This window comes from Alteromonas sp. P256 (assembly GCF_036864455.1).
Classification (GTDB): Bacteria; Pseudomonadota; Gammaproteobacteria; order Enterobacterales; family Alteromonadaceae; genus Alteromonas.
This window is the reverse complement of record NZ_JAZETM010000002.1, coordinates 202,208-217,992: the sequence shown is the minus strand read 5'-3', so window position 1 is coordinate 217,992 and position 15,785 is coordinate 202,208. Positions and strand designations below refer to the sequence as shown.

General features: G+C 44.6%; 11 protein-coding genes. 3 read left to right on the top strand and 8 right to left on the bottom strand.

Annotated features, from left to right (window positions below):
* Positions 1-239 precede the first annotated feature (239 nt).
* From V7R39_RS04300 to V7R39_RS17790, 3 genes are all read right to left on the bottom strand, one after another.
* Positions 240-2,717: a glycogen/starch/alpha-glucan phosphorylase gene (locus V7R39_RS04300; RefSeq protein WP_334028520.1), complete on the bottom strand. Its 2,478-nt coding sequence runs from the start codon at positions 2,715-2,717 to the stop codon at positions 240-242.
* A gap of 221 nt (positions 2,718-2,938) precedes the next feature.
* A complete protein-coding gene (pgm, locus tag V7R39_RS04295) occupies positions 2,939-4,591 on the bottom strand; it encodes a phosphoglucomutase (alpha-D-glucose-1,6-bisphosphate-dependent) (protein ID WP_334028518.1) in 1,653 nt (550 codons plus the stop codon).
* A gap of 28 nt (positions 4,592-4,619) precedes the next feature.
* Positions 4,620-5,504, bottom strand: coding sequence for a SeqA protein (locus V7R39_RS17790; RefSeq protein ID WP_438823510.1), 885 nt, complete (start codon positions 5,502-5,504; stop codon positions 4,620-4,622).
* A gap of 284 nt (positions 5,505-5,788) precedes the next feature.
* On the opposite strand from V7R39_RS17790, the gene V7R39_RS04280 reads away from it, so the two are divergent.
* The 3 genes from V7R39_RS04280 to V7R39_RS04270 are packed head-to-tail and all read left to right on the top strand — an operon-like array spanning position 5,789 to position 10,059.
* The gene (locus tag V7R39_RS04280; RefSeq protein WP_334028515.1) at positions 5,789-6,733 is read left to right on the top strand and encodes an AAA family ATPase; all 945 of its coding nucleotides are present in this window, start codon (positions 5,789-5,791) and stop codon (positions 6,731-6,733) included.
* Between the two features lie 15 nt (positions 6,734-6,748).
* The gene (locus V7R39_RS04275) at positions 6,749-7,948 is read left to right on the top strand and encodes a DUF58 domain-containing protein (RefSeq protein ID WP_334028513.1); all 1,200 of its coding nucleotides are present in this window, start codon (positions 6,749-6,751) and stop codon (positions 7,946-7,948) included.
* Positions 7,945-10,059, top strand: coding sequence for a transglutaminase family protein (locus tag V7R39_RS04270; RefSeq protein ID WP_334028511.1), 2,115 nt, complete (start codon positions 7,945-7,947; stop codon positions 10,057-10,059). The genes V7R39_RS04275 and V7R39_RS04270 overlap by 4 nt, the downstream gene beginning before the upstream one ends.
* Positions 10,060-10,185: 126 nt before the next feature.
* Here the strand turns inward: V7R39_RS04270 and fusA are convergent, their stop codons facing one another.
* The 5 genes from fusA to V7R39_RS04245 all read right to left on the bottom strand — a co-directional run bounded on the left by fusA (position 10,186) and on the right by V7R39_RS04245 (position 15,698).
* The gene (gene fusA, locus V7R39_RS04265; protein WP_163105555.1) at positions 10,186-12,270 is read right to left on the bottom strand and encodes an elongation factor G; all 2,085 of its coding nucleotides are present in this window, start codon (positions 12,268-12,270) and stop codon (positions 10,186-10,188) included.
* 181 nt (positions 12,271-12,451) lie between these two features.
* Positions 12,452-13,549 (bottom strand): 23S rRNA (cytidine(2498)-2'-O)-methyltransferase RlmM, encoded by a 1,098-nt coding sequence (gene rlmM, locus V7R39_RS04260; RefSeq protein WP_334028507.1) that lies wholly within the window; start codon positions 13,547-13,549, stop codon positions 12,452-12,454.
* A 128-nt stretch (positions 13,550-13,677) separates the two neighbouring features.
* Entirely contained in the window at positions 13,678-14,103 is a 426-nt protein-coding gene (locus V7R39_RS04255; RefSeq protein WP_334028505.1) for a DUF423 domain-containing protein, read from the bottom strand.
* Positions 14,096-14,806, bottom strand: coding sequence for an alpha/beta family hydrolase (locus V7R39_RS04250; RefSeq protein WP_334028503.1), 711 nt, complete (start codon positions 14,804-14,806; stop codon positions 14,096-14,098). Before V7R39_RS04250 ends, V7R39_RS04255 begins: the two co-directional genes overlap by 8 nt.
* Positions 14,799-15,698, bottom strand: coding sequence for a transcriptional regulator GcvA (locus V7R39_RS04245; RefSeq protein WP_032095012.1), 900 nt, complete (start codon positions 15,696-15,698; stop codon positions 14,799-14,801). The genes V7R39_RS04250 and V7R39_RS04245 overlap by 8 nt, the downstream gene beginning before the upstream one ends.
* Positions 15,699-15,785 lie beyond the last annotated feature (87 nt).

Here is a 15,785-nt window from a genome sequence, read left to right as displayed (position 1 = left end):
ACACTCAGAACCCAACGTAGCAATGGAATAGGCGTATTAAAAAGCATACGCAGTTATACAAATAAATAGTATTCATACACGGTTTGCATTTTTTAATACCGTTAAAACCAACCTATTAATTGGCTAAACGGTACCCATGTAACTCAATTATAGTGTAGTTATCGAAATATCGAAAAACGCTAATAAAAAAAGCCCGAAAACGATAGCATTTTCGGGCTCTTTTGCGAGTGAGGTTGCGATTAGCTTTCGATCTTACACGGTGAAAGTTTCCATACGCGCTCAACGTAGTCTTTTATTGAGCGATCTGAAGTAAATTTACCCATTTTCGCCGTATTAGTAATTGCCATTTCAGCCCAGCGCTCTTTGTCTCTGTATGCTGCATCGACCTTAATTTGTGCATCAGAGTATGCTCTGAAGTCTGCTAGCACCATGTACGGGTCGCCAAGATCAAGCAAGCTTTGCTTAATGGAAACAAGGGCACCTGGTTTACCTGGTGTGAAGTAATCTGTTTCCAACCAGTCAAGTACCGCTTTAATCTCTGCATCTTTATAGTAGTAATCGTATGGGTTGTAACCCGCGGCTTTTCGCTCGTTAACTTCCTCAACGGTGAGGCCAAAGATAAAGATGTTGTCATCGCCCACTTCTTCAGCAATTTCCACGTTTGCGCCATCCAGCGTACCAATGGTTACTGCACCGTTAAGTGCTAGCTTCATATTACCTGTACCAGAAGCTTCCTTACCGGCGGTACTTATTTGCTCAGAGACATCTGCTGCAGGGATCATTTTCTCGGCTAGCGACACTCGGTAGTTTGGTAAAAACGCGATTTTAAGCTTTTCATTTACACGAGGATCGTTATTGATTTTATCTGCAACCTTATTGATGGCAAAGATAATATCTTTCGCAAGCTTATAACCCGGTGCTGCTTTAGCACCAAAAACAAACACACGTGGATGCATATCGTAATCTGGGTTTTCAAGCATTCTGCGATACAGCGCCATGATATAAATAAGGGCAAGATGCTGACGCTTATATTCGTGTAGACGTTTAATTTGCACATCGAAAATGGCGTTGACATCGACTTCAATATCCAACGATTTACGAATTTCTTCTGCTAATAACTCTTTGTTTTCCAATTTCACTTTCATGAATTGCTTTTGAAAGGTTTTGTTTTTAGCAAACTTTGTTAAGCCCTGTAATTTATCGAGATCTTTAGGCCAATCTTCACCAATTTTCTTATCAATAAGTTTAGACAGACCAGGATTACACGCTTTTAGCCAACGGCGTGGAGTAATTCCGTTGGTTACGTTAGTCAGCTTGCCAGGGTAAAGCTCATCAAACTCTGGGAACAATGTAGTTTTAACAAGACGAGAATGCATTTCAGCCACGCCATTTACAGCGAATGAACCGATAACAGATAGGTTACCCATTCTCACCATTTTCTCGCTACCTTCTTCGATGATAGAAAGCTTCGCCTTCATTTCATTGTCGCCAGGCCATTTTTTATCAACTTCAGCCATAAAGCGGTGGTTGATTTCATAAATGATTTCTAAGTGACGAGGAAGGATCTTTTCAATCATTCGTGCAGGCCACTTTTCTAAGGCTTCAGGTAATAGGGTATGATTTGTGTAGGCAAATACCTTCGTACAGATCGCCCATGCGTCATCCCAATTGAGCTCAGCGCGATCAACTAAAATCCGCATCAATTCTGGAATAGAGATAGCGGGGTGGGTATCGTTTAACTGAATAACTACTTGGTCTGCAAAACGGCTCCAATCATCGCCATGAGCACGCTTATATCGACGAATAATGTCTTTTAACGAGCACGACGAAAAGAAGTACTGCTGAATAAGGCGAAGTTCTTTGCCCGCTTCAGTTTCATCGTTTGGATACAGTACCTTAGAAATGGTTTCAGCCTGTACGTTTTCACGTTGAGCATCCACATAGCCACCGGCATTAAATACATCCCAGTTGAAATAACCTGATGCTTCAGACTGCCACAAACGCAGTACGTTTACGGTTTTACCTTCGTAACCGACTACCGGGATATCCCACGGCACACCTTTAACGATTGAGCCAGGGTGCCATTCTTTCACAACGCGACCGTTTTCACCGTATTTGGTTTCTACGTATCCGTAAAGTGATATTTCCTGCGTCGATTCTGGGCGACAAATTTCCCAAGGATTGCCGTAATCGCGCCAGCTGTCTGGACGCTCAATTTGCGCACCGCTTTTTATTTCCTGACGGAAAAGGCCGTGTTCGTAATGAATACCATAGCCAATTGCAGGCATTTCCATAGTGGCTAAAGAGTCGATGAAACAGGCGGCAAGGCGACCTAAACCACCATTGCCTAGCGCCATGTCAGGCTCTTCCTCAAGCACATCTGAAATTTCTACACCAAGCTCTTTCAGTGCGTCACTAGCCACTTCAAATAAACCAAAATTTTGAAGATTATTTGATAGTAGGCGACCCATGAGGAATTCCGCCGAGAAATAGTGCACTGCACGAGTATCGTTCAAATAGTGGGTCTTTTGCGTCTTGCGCAGCCCTTCTAGTACTTGTTGCTGCATAGCCGCACACGTGGCTTTCCACCATGCGTGGCTATTTGCTTTGTTTTCGTCGGTACCTAGCGAACAATGAAGATGGTTGATAACAGCAGCCTTGAATTCGGCCTTGTCGATCTTTGGAGAGGTTGGCGTTTTTGCCGCTTTTGCGTTCATGTAGCGTCTCGCTCTTAGGTTAAACGGTGCGGATGCACCCTCTAAAACGTAATTTAATTACAACATACGTCAACAATATTGCATTAATATAACAACCCTTAAACGATTATGTTGTTATTGTTTTGTTAAAATAACGAAAAATCGCATGAATTCGTATGCATTCATGCGATTTTTAACATTATCGTTACAAAATGAGCGATGTGCTGTTTGCTTTTTAAGCTTTAGCCGATAATTTTACCGACTAGCGCCTCTGCCTCTTGAATTAAATCTTGTAAGTGAGTTTCACCTTTGAAGCTTTCAGCATAAATTTTATAAATTTGCTCTGTGCCAGAAGGACGCGCTGCAAACCATCCATTTTCAGTTGATACCTTTACGCCGCCTATCGCCGCATTATTACCGGGCGCATGAGTTTGTATGGCTGTGATCGGCTCACCGGCCAATGTGTCACTAGTCACCACAGAGGCATCCATTGCTGAGAGCTTCTGTTTTTGCTCTAGCGTAGCGGCCACGTCCACGCGGTTATAAACAGGAGAGGCAAATTTTTCAGTCAGTGCAATATAATGCTCCCCCGGATCTTTGCCGGTTACCGCTAAAATTTCGGCGGCAAGTAGACACAAAATAAAGCCGTCTTTGTCGGTAGCCCATGTATCGCCATTTCTTTCTAGGAAAATACCACCAGCGCTCTCTTCACCCGCAAAGCCTATTTCGCTATTTGCCAGTCCGTCTACAAACCATTTAAAACCAACAGGCATCTCTGCTAGAGGCTTCTCAAGACTTTTGGCTACGCGGTCTATCATGCTGCTTGAGACCAGCGTTTTACCAATTTTTAGCGTGTTTGGCCACTCGGTGCGATAGGTGTACAGATAGTTGATGGCCACTGCTAGGTAGTGGTTAGGATTCATCAGCCCAACGCTTTTGCACACAATGCCGTGTCTGTCGAAATCTGGATCGTTGCCCCATGCAAGGTCAAAGTTATCTTTAAGCTCTATAAGCCCCGCCATTGCATAGGCCGACGAACAATCCATTCGCAGCTTGCCGTCTTTGTCTCTGCGCATAAATCCAAACTGAGGGTCTACGTTGTCATTGACGACCTGAATGGTAATACCGTATTTCTCACTGATACGCGACCAATAGCCTACCCCGGCGCCGCCAAGTGGATCGGTGCCCAGTGTTAAATTCGCTTTTGCTATCGCCTCCATATCGATAACCTTGGCTAGGTCGTCGATATAGGGTTCCATAAAATCTTCTTCACGCACGAGTTTACGCTCGCGAGCTTGAAGAATATCAATTCGTTTGACGTCTTTATTACCGTCAGCAATAAAGGTATTCGCTCTGTCTTGAATTTGCTTTGTTACATCGCTATCTGCCGGCCCGCCGTGTGGAGGGTTATACTTAAATCCACCGTCTGATGGTGGATTATGAGAGGGAGTAATAACAATACCGTCTGCTTTTTGCTCCACATTCTCTCTGTTGTAACGAATGATGGTTCGTGAAATAACCGGTGTTGGCGTGTAGCCTAAGCTTTCGTTATCGCTGCGCTGAATAACAACGTCTACCCCATTTGCACAAAGCACTTCTATTGCGGTAACCATGGCGGGTTCCGATAGCGCATGGGTATCTTTGCCTATATACAACGGCCCTGTTATACCCTCTTGCTGCCTGTACTCCACCAATGCTTGGCAAATTGCACTTATATGAGTGTCTGTGAACGTGCAGTTAGAAGCTGTACCTCTGTGGCCAGACGTACCGAACGACACAGCGTGCCCCTCATCGCGAATATCGGGTTTGTAGCTGTAGTACTGACTAACAAGTTCCGCAACGTTTATGAGCTGCTCTTTCGCCGCAGGTTGTCCAGCATGAGGATGTAGTGCCATGAATTAGTCCTTTATGAAATAGAGTCGATTATTTGCCTTCAGAAGAAAAACGCGCAACTACGCTAGCAATAACTTCTGGGGTATAACCCAGTTGACGCAAAACCTGTTCCAACATACTGACTTTCTTTGCAGTATTGTTGTTAGTCACCACCCAATAAGCGCTATCGGGTATAGCCTTGGGGTTGGTGCTGCTTCCGTTTTCAAGCAATGCCTCTTTACTGGTTGCAAAATACGTTCGATTTTTGCCTTTAATTGATTCAACGCGCTCGAAGCTGTCTGCATTAAGTTTGTGCGCTGCACTTAAAATGAACAAAAACTGATCTACCCGTTTGGTAAATGTCGATAATTCACTTGTAGACACTAAGTCTAAAATATCGTTTTTATCGTGAGATAAGGCATCCGCATTCGCCCCAGCAGCACTTTGAGTCTGACTAGTGGAACTCGCTTGCTTATTTTCAGCCGTTTTTACGGCCGTCACTTTGGAAGCTGGTGCTTTAGAAACAGCAGGCTTGGCTGCGGCTTTTACCGAAGTCTTTGCTTTTGCTTCGTTATTGCTTTGTGCTTCGCTAGTACTTTTTGTTGCGCTACGCGATGCAGCTTTTGGAGACGTTTTTTCTCCTGAGTGATTAGCGTTGGTCTGCTTCGACTCGTCTTCTTTAGACGCTAAGCTATTAGAAGAGGCTGGGCCATTAGTAGAGACTGTGCTCGTGGAAACAACGCCCCCGGCTGGTTTATCGCTTGTAGACACAACGGTTAAATCAGGAGCGTCAGAAGCGGTTTTTACGGCATGTATTACCTCGCCGTCTTCTGGCAACAGTAACCGTCTTAAAATTTGTGATGCACTTTCACCAATATGCTTTGTTTGACTGGCGATGAAGGCATATAAATCATCATCTATTTCAATGCTTTTCATAACTACTTCCTTTTTTAGATGCACCATTATAGACAACCCAGATTGACTACGCAGCACAAAATGACACTTGATTTGCGCTAATTGATAAGCATTTGGGTAATCAGAGAATATACCTTGTTATTAAAGCACAGCAGAAAGCAAATACACGACATTGCTACTATGCTCATGAAAGAAATTTTCAATGCGCCTAAATAAAGAGAAAGCCGTAACAACATACTAATGTCTGCGCGTTTATATCGTACAGGCGCTTATTACCCACAATAACCAACAAATAGTGACACGTTATGCGTTCAGAAATTGAAAAGAGTTTACATGCTTTAGGAGAGAAGATTCTCGGCAAAGAGCACCAGCTAAAACTGGCGCTGACCTGCTTGCTTTCAAACGGACATTTGCTAATAGAAGATTTGCCTGGCATGGGGAAAACCACGCTATCACATGCGCTTTCTCAAGTTTTTGGTTTGCAGTATTCGCGTATACAATTCACCTCCGACCTACTGCCCTCAGATATGCTCGGGGTTAACATTTTTCACAGCGGTGAAACCAACACCGATAAACAGTTTTCGTTTCGTCACGGCCCCATTTTTAGTCAAGTTGTTCTTGCCGATGAACTCAATAGAGCTAGCCCTAAAACACAAAGTGCGCTGCTAGAGGCAATGGAAGAACGTCAGGTGAGTATCGATGGGACGACTCACGCGCTGCCATCGCCGTTTTTTGTGATTGCTACGCAGAATCCCAGCTCACAGTCTGGCACCTATCCACTGCCAGAATCGCAGCTCGATAGATTTTTTATGCGTATATCCCTTGGCTACCCTCAATGGGACGCAGAAAAGGCAATGCTGAAACAAAAAAACTCATCAACTCCGCTTGAGCAAATCATTGATGAAACACGCTTAAAATCCATGCAGCAGGAAGTAAATAACATACACGCCAGTGATGCACTTATTCATTATATCCTTATGCTGGTTAATGAAAGTCGCAACAATGGGGCTTATCCTAACCCGCTATCACCTAGAGCTAGCCGCGCGTTATTACAGGGTGCCAAAGCATGGGCGTTTATTTCAAACAAAACCTTTGCCACGCCAGAGGATGTACAGGCTGTGTTCACAGCAATAACAGCCCATCGTCTTTCATCATCACAACACAATGAGGGTGCAACCTTTGGCGACAATGCTTCATCACTTGTATTGAGTAAGCAGTTACTCGAGAGTGTTGATCCTCTTGCTGCCTAATAGAGCATTGTCGTCGTGATATCGATATTTAAACGAGCTGTAAAACAGCGTTTTTCCCACCGTTGGCTGTCTTTAGTCACGCGATGGTTAGATAAGCGTATTCCGCCCGCTTCTCAGCACCGTTTAACGATGAATAATATTTTCGTACTGCCCACCGGCTTTGGATGGGCATTTATTATAATGTCTTTGTGTTTATTCTTACTTGGTACGAATTACCAAAACAATTTAATGGTTATTCTTAGCTATATACTCTTGAGTGTCATGCTGCTCACTGTGTTCTACACACATCAAAATTTTGCGCGATTAGCGGTAAAATCGATGCCGTTAGCGCCTTTTCATTGTCATCAGTCAGGCATTTTTTACCTAGCGGTTGTTCAACATGATATGCCGGGTGGCAAAGGCAACCTGAGAAATGATAGCAGGAGCAAAGATACTCAAAGCAAGCAGTGCAGAGGAAATATTGTGGCCAGCTGGTTTGGTCACAAAACTCAGTATCCGTTCATTCTTGGTGCGAAAGACAACGGCAACGCTCAACATACAACGCAGCGACTTCCCATTCCTGTTACACACAGAACCCGTGGCGTGTATACGCTGCCTCGGCTCACACTGGCCTGCGACTTTCCCCTTGGCCTATACAAGTGCTGGACTCACCTCGATTTTAGCGCCGAGGTTGTTGTGTATGCCAAGCCCCTAAAAGGTGAGGTGATCAAGGTTACCGCTTCTAACGATGACTCAGAGCAAAACACAAACAATGCAGCAACGTCTGCTCAAAGTAGTTCAGACTTTCACAGTTTAACCGACTACAAAGAAGGCCAACCGCTTAATCGAGTAGTATGGAAACAGGTTGCAAAAAGTGGCGACTGGGTAGTAAAAGAATTTGCGGATTCAGTGAACTTTAAGCAGTTGCTGTCTGTTGATGCAAACGTGGAAACAGAAACCGCCATCAGTCTGCTGACCTTCCAAGTATTGGAACAAAGTCAACAAGGCAACCATTTCGGGTTGAAATACCAGTCTATCGATATTGAACCTTCAAACGGTGAGACGCACACCCACCAATGCTTAACAGCGCTGGCTTGTCTGCGCAATACAAGCTCCCCCTTTGAAAACCATGCTTATATCAACAGAACTGGAAATAATGCCCAAGAGGCTAGCCGCGCTAATAAGACTAGCCCGGCTAAAAAGACTAAAAAGATGAGCACGGCTGCACGGTCATGATAGCTTTTCTTAAACGCCAAAGCGCATTCTTCAATCCGTCGCATTCAACTAGCAGACCTCTGTCATCTCATAGCCTCTTGTCATCTCACAAGTCTACCTCGTATCTGATGCTCGCCATTGCCTATGGCGTATTGCTGTTCACGCTCACTGATGAACTCATGGCGTGGGTGATAGTGTTAGGCATGTGCGCCCTTGTTGTGCGAGTGCTTGTATTTTTGAGAAGCAGTCAGCTGCCCCACCCTCGAACCATAAACCTTTTAGCGGTGCTATCGCTTTTTGCGCTAACCTGGTTTGGCTTCTCCATTGGGTTACTTAATAGCATGATAAATTTGCTGGCAGTGGCCTTTGCACTCAAACTTATATTGCTAGACAGTAAGCGAGATTTTCACCTACTTTTTTGTACCAGCCTTTTCCTTATTGGCTGCGGATTTATTTCTGCGCTTAGCATGGTTGCATGGGTGGGCTATCTTGGTGTGCTTATATTTTTACTGCTTGCCCTAGCCTACTACCATGGCCCAGTTACGCCATTTAGCAGTAGTGCAAAGTTTGTCGCTACTTTGGTCGTTCAATCCATCCCCATCGCTGCACTACTTTTTTTGGTGATGCCACAATTGCCTCCCCTTTGGCAAATGCCCACGTCTAAATCTCAGCAAACAGGTCTTTCTGATACTGTCACGCCAGGCGACATTGCATCTTTAGCTAAATCATCAGACCTTGCCTTTACAGCCACGTTTCAGTCGAATGATGATATCCCATTACCTCAACAGCGCTATTGGCGAGCGCTAGTTATGGAAGACTTTAATGGCAAAACATGGTCGATAAGCGACAGACGCAAGCAGGCAGAGCGCCAGCTGTCTTTGTTGCAAAAAACGCCACCTTTAACTCAGCTTTTAACCGCTGACACCGCCAGCACCACCGCATATGAAATGATTGTTGAGCCAACCAAGCAAAATTGGTTATTTTCATTAGCGTTGTCTGAGCCAGATAACGCAAAAAACACGATTTTTGTGAACACGCAGTTTGACTACACACTGCGCTCATCAACCCCCTTGATGAGTAAAAAATCGTTTTACTTTACCTATGTGCCGAGTGCCACGGTTGAAAATGCGGCTGGAGATTTCGAGCGTCAATTAAACAGCCTGCTACCCGCAACAACGAACGAGAAAACTCAAGCGTGGGCATTGGCATTAAAGCAGCAGCATACAACGCCAACAGAATTAGCAAATGCCATAATGAGCTATTTCAGACAGCAGGGGTTTACTTATACCCTTGAACCAAACGCTATGCCCGTTGACACCATAGACACATTCTTATTTGAAGAAAAAGCAGGCTTTTGCGCGCACTATGCCAGTGCCATGACCTTTGCGCTTCGCGCTGCAGGCGTCCCCGCTCGCATGGTTACTGGCTATCAAGGTGGCGAGCAACTCGATGACAACGTACTACAAGTGAGACAATACGATGCTCACGCTTGGGTTGAGGCACTCATTGATAACAAGTGGCAACGTTACGACCCCACAAGCATGGTTGCGCCGTCGCGCTTAAGCTTTGGGTTAGAGCAAGCGCTAGCAGATTTTGGCGAGAAAAGAACTAGCGGCTTATTGGGCGACCTCAGTGAAGGTGCGCTATTTATGACCCTGCAAAACTGGATGAGACAAATGGATTACCAGTGGAGCAAATGGATTTTAGGCTTTGATGCCAATAAACAAAAAGACTTACTGGAAGACCTGTTAGGCCAGATTACCACGAGAAAGATGACTGCCGTTTTTCTTAGTAGTTTGAGTATTGTAGGTGTTATTTTGTTGGTGTACTTTTTTCCAATAAAACGTCGACCCAACCTACCTAAACACCAACGAATTTATAGAAATGCGCTCGCCTTAGTTGAAAAGCACACAGGCGTTAATCGCCACCACTTATCCCCTCAGCAATACCTTGAGCAAGTAGGCAGCTATTTAACACACGATACAAAAGCGTCGCTCCACTCTATGACAGCACTTTTTAATGAAAGCGTATACAGTGCTGAAAGTGACAACCTTGATAAATCACGCTTAACATCAATGATGAAACAGCACTTTGATACCGTGAAAAAATCCCTTCGCCAGCAAAATGCCTAAACTGGGACCAAAATTTGTAAAGCGAAGATTAACACGTACTAAAATTAAGGCACGAAAAAGCCAGTCATAAAGACTGGCTTTTGAAGTTATTGAAGCCACCGTTAACCGGTGGCGGTAAAGCACTAATTACTTAGCGGCTTTACGTGCTTTCGCTTCTTCAATAACTTTGTCAGATACGTTACCTGGACATGGGGCGTAATGGCTGAATTCCATAGAGAATTGACCACGACCTGACGTCATTGTACGTAGTGAACCGATGTAACCAAACATTTCTGATAACGGTACGTCTGCTTTAATGCGAACGCCAGTTAAACCAGCTTCTTGGTCACTTAGCATACCACGACGACGGTTAAGGTCACCGATTACGTCACCAACGTGATCTTCCGGAGTAAATACATCAACTTTCATGATTGGCTCAAGAAGTTGTGCACCTGCTTTTGGAATAGACTGACGGAATGCGCCTTTTGCTGCAATTTCAAATGCGATAGCAGATGAATCTACTGCGTGGAATCCACCGTCGTAAAGTTCAACTTCAACGTCTAGTACTGGGAAGCCGGCAAGAACACCTTCACCCATCATTGACTTAAAGCCCTTCTCTACTGCAGGCCAGAATTCTTTAGGTACGTTACCACCAACAACTGTTGAGTTGAACGTAAAGCCAGAACCTTGCTCACCAGGCTTGATGCGGTAATCAATTTTACCGAACTGACCAGAACCACCAGACTGTTTCTTGTGCGTGTAGCTATCTTCAACTGCTTGCGTGATAGTTTCACGGTAAGCAACCTGTGGCTGACCAACAATAAGGTCAACGCCGTAAGTACGCTTAAGAATGTCTACTTTGATGTCTAAGTGAAGCTCACCCATACCTTTAAGGATGGTTTCGCCTGAATCTTCATCGGTTTCAACTTGGAAAGACGGATCTTCTGCAATCATCTTACCGATAGCAATACCCATCTTCTCATTTCCGCCTTTATCTTTAGGCTGAACAGCAATCGAGATTACTGGAGTTGGGAAAACCATTGGCTCAAGAGTTACTTTGTCTTTCGGGTCGCACAGTGTGTGACCAGTTTGAACGTTCTTCATACCAACGATAGCGATGATGTCACCCGCTTGTGCGCTAGATAGTTCGATACGCTCGTCAGCTTGCATTTCAACCATACGTCCAACACGCTCAGTTTTACCTGTGAACGAGTTAAGGATGGTGTCACCCTTGTTCAGTTTACCAGAGTAAATACGTACGAATGTTAGTGCACCGAAACGGTCATCCATAATTTTGAATGCTAACGCTTTGAATGTTTCATCAGCAGAAACAATCGCGTGCTTACCGTTTTCATTACCTTCTTCGTCCATTAGAGGCTGAGGGTCAACTTCTGTAGGAGATGGTAGGTAATCAACAACAGCGTCAAGTACTAGTTGAACACCTTTGTTTTTGAATGCTGAACCACAGTATGTCGGGAAGAAAGCAAGGTCGCGAGTACCTTTACGGATACAACGCTTGATATCTTCTACAGAAGGAGTTTCACCTTCCATGTACGCTTCCATTAGGTCATCGTCTTGCTCTACAGCAGTTTCGATAAGCTGCTCATGGTACTCTTCTAAAAGGTCTACCATGTCTTCTGGAACGTCTTTAATTTCGTAGTTTTCTGGAAGACCAGTGTCATCCCAAACGTATGCTTTCTTCTCAAGAACGTCTACAACACCAACGAAGTCATCTTCGATACCAATAGGTAACGTCATAACGAGTGGAACCGCACCAAGTACTTTACGCACTTGCTCTTTTACGCGGTAAAAGTCAGCGCCCATACGGTCAAGTTTGTTAACGAAAATGATACGTGCAACTTCCGATTCGTTAGCATAACGCCAGTTAGTTTCTGATTGTGGCTCAACACCACCAGAACCACAGAATACACCGATACCGCCGTCGAGTACTTTAAGTGAACGGTAAACTTCAACTGTGAAGTCAACGTGTCCAGGAGTATCAATAACGTTGAAACGGTGATCCTTCCAGAAACAGCTTACTGCTGCAGACTGGATAGTAATACCACGCTCGGCTTCTTGTTCCATGAAGTCGGTAGTTGATTCACCATCGTGAACCTCACCGGTTTTATGGATTTTACCAGTTAGCTTCAAAATACGTTCTGTTGTGGTAGTTTTACCCGCGTCTACGTGGGCGAAAATACCAATGTTTCTGTAATGAGATAAGTCTGACATTAGTTCACTTTCAATTGGTTCAGAGTAAAAAATCGGCTGGATTATAAGGATTTCTGTACCAAATTTATACCTTTTTTAGTACAAACCGATAAATCGGCCGCACGAAATCAAGCCACCATTAATTCTTCTTCTTTAAAATCAACAATTTAAAAACTGCTGACATTTTTTAAAAATAACAAAATCACACCTCATCTTTTGAAGTGCGCACTATTGTTACTGTAACCTCATCTCTATCGTGGTAGAGATGCCTCACCTTGACCGAGAACCCATCTTCCAATGCGTTCAATCGCGTCTTAATCAACGCTACAGCCTCTTCGACTGTCTCAAAGCGCCGTTTCATCGGAAGCTTTAAATTAAAAATTGCGTGTGTTGCCCAGTGCTTAACTAGCCAATCGCCCATTAACTTTGCTACCCGATCGGGTTGCTCTATCATATCACACACTAGTAAATCGACGCGACCAAATTGTGGTTTATATGTAAAGCCGTCAACCGCATGGTGCTCAACCAGACCAGTTTGCATTAATGTGTCGGCCACTAAACCGTTATCAATGGCCTCCACATACATGCCCCGCTTAACAAGCTGATAAGTCCAGCCACCGGGACACGCGCCAAGGTCCACTGCCCGCCCGCCGGTACGCAGTACTTTTTGTTGTTGCTCAGCACTCAACATATTAACCAGCGCATCTTCAAGTTTCAGCGTAGAGCGACTTGGCGCATCGATTGGAAACTTTAGGCGACATATACCCAAGTGATCTTTACTTGCATGCGTTGGCAATGAATACCCGATATAACAGGTTTCAAAAGACTCAAAGAATATATGCAGCTTCGCTTTACCTGTGTTTTCTTTAGCGGTAAGCCAACCCGCCTTGCGCAAGGCCTGACGCAGCGGCACAGTAAACTTCTTACAAAACTTAGCGAGGGTTTTACCGTCTTCTGTATCAGGGTATTCCACATCGATAGCGCCAAAAAGAGAAAATGGCTTTTCGATATCTTTTAGGCATTCTAATACTTGACCTACACGGTCTTCTTTTTCTATGTCTTCAAGTGAAGCAAGAACGGCGATAAGCTGACGTGGAAATACTGTTTCTTTTACCGCGAATTGGCTAGCTGCTTGACTTAACTGCCCCTCGTCGTATATGTGATACAACACAAAGCCGCTGTTTTTCTTTGATACCGGATAGCCGTAAAGGCCCACTTCACCGTAGCGAGTGGTCATTTCATTAGCGGTATCGTTTTCATACCCGGGCCGACAATACGCCAGTACGCTTTTATTACTCATTGCTCGTTTTTACCCATTGCTGATTTTCGCCTATTAATAGTGCTTAGCCATTAATAGTATTTATCTGTTGCTCGTTTCTTATATTTATTAGATTCGCGTGTGTTCTGACGAAGCAGGTCCAGCTTGTGTTAATTTTTACCTTTGACTAACGCGACAATAAGCAAAATCCAGCCAACGATAAAAAACACACCGCCTAGTGGTGTAATTGGCCCAAACCATTTAATGCCTGTTGTTGCTAACACATAAAGGCTACCGCTAAACAAAACACATCCGGTGACAAAACACCTGGCAACGCGGTTTGCCCATTTAGCAGATAACAGTGCAGCAAGGCCTGGTAAGCACAACAGTGCAATGCCATGATACATCTGATAGCGAACACCGGTTTCAAAGGTGATTAGCTCACTTGGAGACAATAGCGCTTTAAGCCCATGTGCAGCAAAGGCGCCTAGCACTACCGCCAAACCGGCAGCTGCAGCGCCAATAATCACATACACCTTAGCCACGGTAGTGTCCGCTTTTAACTGAGGTGTTATAACCGGCTCTGGGTTAGTCATCCACATGTCCTTTTACAGTCTTAATGATAAAATCACATGCCATATCCACAGCTGCTTTTATATGAGCCTCTTGGGTAAATCCACTGGCTTTTCGCGGTTTAAAACTGTGATCGCCATCGGCGAGAAAAGAGATTTCGATAGATGGACACAAGGCATACCCCGCCACTTCGCTTTTAGTACCAAAGGTGTCCCTCTCTCCCTGCACAATGAGTAGCGGCTTGTTCACTGCTTGTAGATGGTCAGTGCGGGTTTTCTCCGGTTTTCCCGGTGGATGAAAAGGATAACCAAAGGCAATGGCCCCCTTTACGGATGGTATGTCTTCTATGCTCATAGTTGCCATGCGCCCTCCCATAGACTTGCCTCCTATGAAAGTAGGGAGAGAAGCTTGCTTATTCTCTCCATCGGTTTGTTTTAGCGTGCTAGTTTCAACAGAACTAGTTTTAACGGAGCTAGTTTCAATATACGTCACTACGTCATGAAAATGCTGAAGCAACTTTTCAGCTTTATCTGGAGGCCGGCGTTTACCTGTTTCTTTGATGGTTTGCATATAGGGAAAGTTAAATAACACCACATCTATATTTCGCTCAACAAAAAGCGCTGACATAGTCTGCATAAACTCGTGCTCTTTACCCGACCCAGCACCATGACCTAATATCAATTGGGCTATTGGAAAGTCTGAGCGTTTTATTTCAATATCAAACATTGTCCATCTCTTCTTCTACCAGAGCGAGGATCCACTCTCTAAAGGCAGCAATTTTGCCAAGTTCTGCCTGCGTCTCTTCACATACCAGATAAAACGCATCTTTACTCTCAACGCGCTCTTCAAAAGGCATAACTAATCGCCCTGCCTCAATTTCTGGGCGCGCGAGTATAGTATTACCTAGCGCAATTCCCTGTCCTAGCGCAGCTGCTTGCAGCACTAACATTGAGTGGCTAAACACCGGCCCTTGATTTACATTCACCCCAAGCACATCTACGTGCTTCAACCAGTTTTTCCATGCGGCTCTGCTCATATCATGAAGCAGTACATGGTGTCGCAAGTCGGATAAAGTAGAAAGCGGCTTTGGCCCCTGAAATAACATGGGTGAACAAAGTGGCGTTAAAAACTCACGATGAAGCTGGTCGGCCTGCAATCCAGTCCAGCGCCCTTTGCCATAGTAGATAGCTACATCAACATCATCAGCCAAAAAGCCCTCGTCAAAATCAACGGCTTTAATACGCACATCAATATCAGGATGTGCCAAGCTAAATTTACTTATACGGGGCACCAACCACTGACTGGCAAAACTCGGTGGCATTGCCACCGTAATTGCGCCTTTGCTGCCTTTGGCAAGCAATCGCTCTGTAGCGTCTTGTAGGTGCTTAAAAATGTCTTTCAACTCAAGAAAATAGGCCTGGCCCTCTTCGGTAAGCAGCAAGGTTCTATTACGCCTTAGAAACAATTTCATTGATAAGTATTCTTCAAGGGCTTTTATTTGATGGCTTACTGCTGCCTGCGTGACAAATAGTTCATCTGCAGCATTGGTAAAACTCAGGTGACGAGCTGCAGCCTCGAAGGCTTTTAGTGCATTTAGCGGGGGGAGACGTCGATGCATACCGTATTTTTGATCCAATGTTACCTGTAAATGACAATAGCATTAGATAAACTAATGGCAACCCATACTTTTAATCGCTTTCGCTCT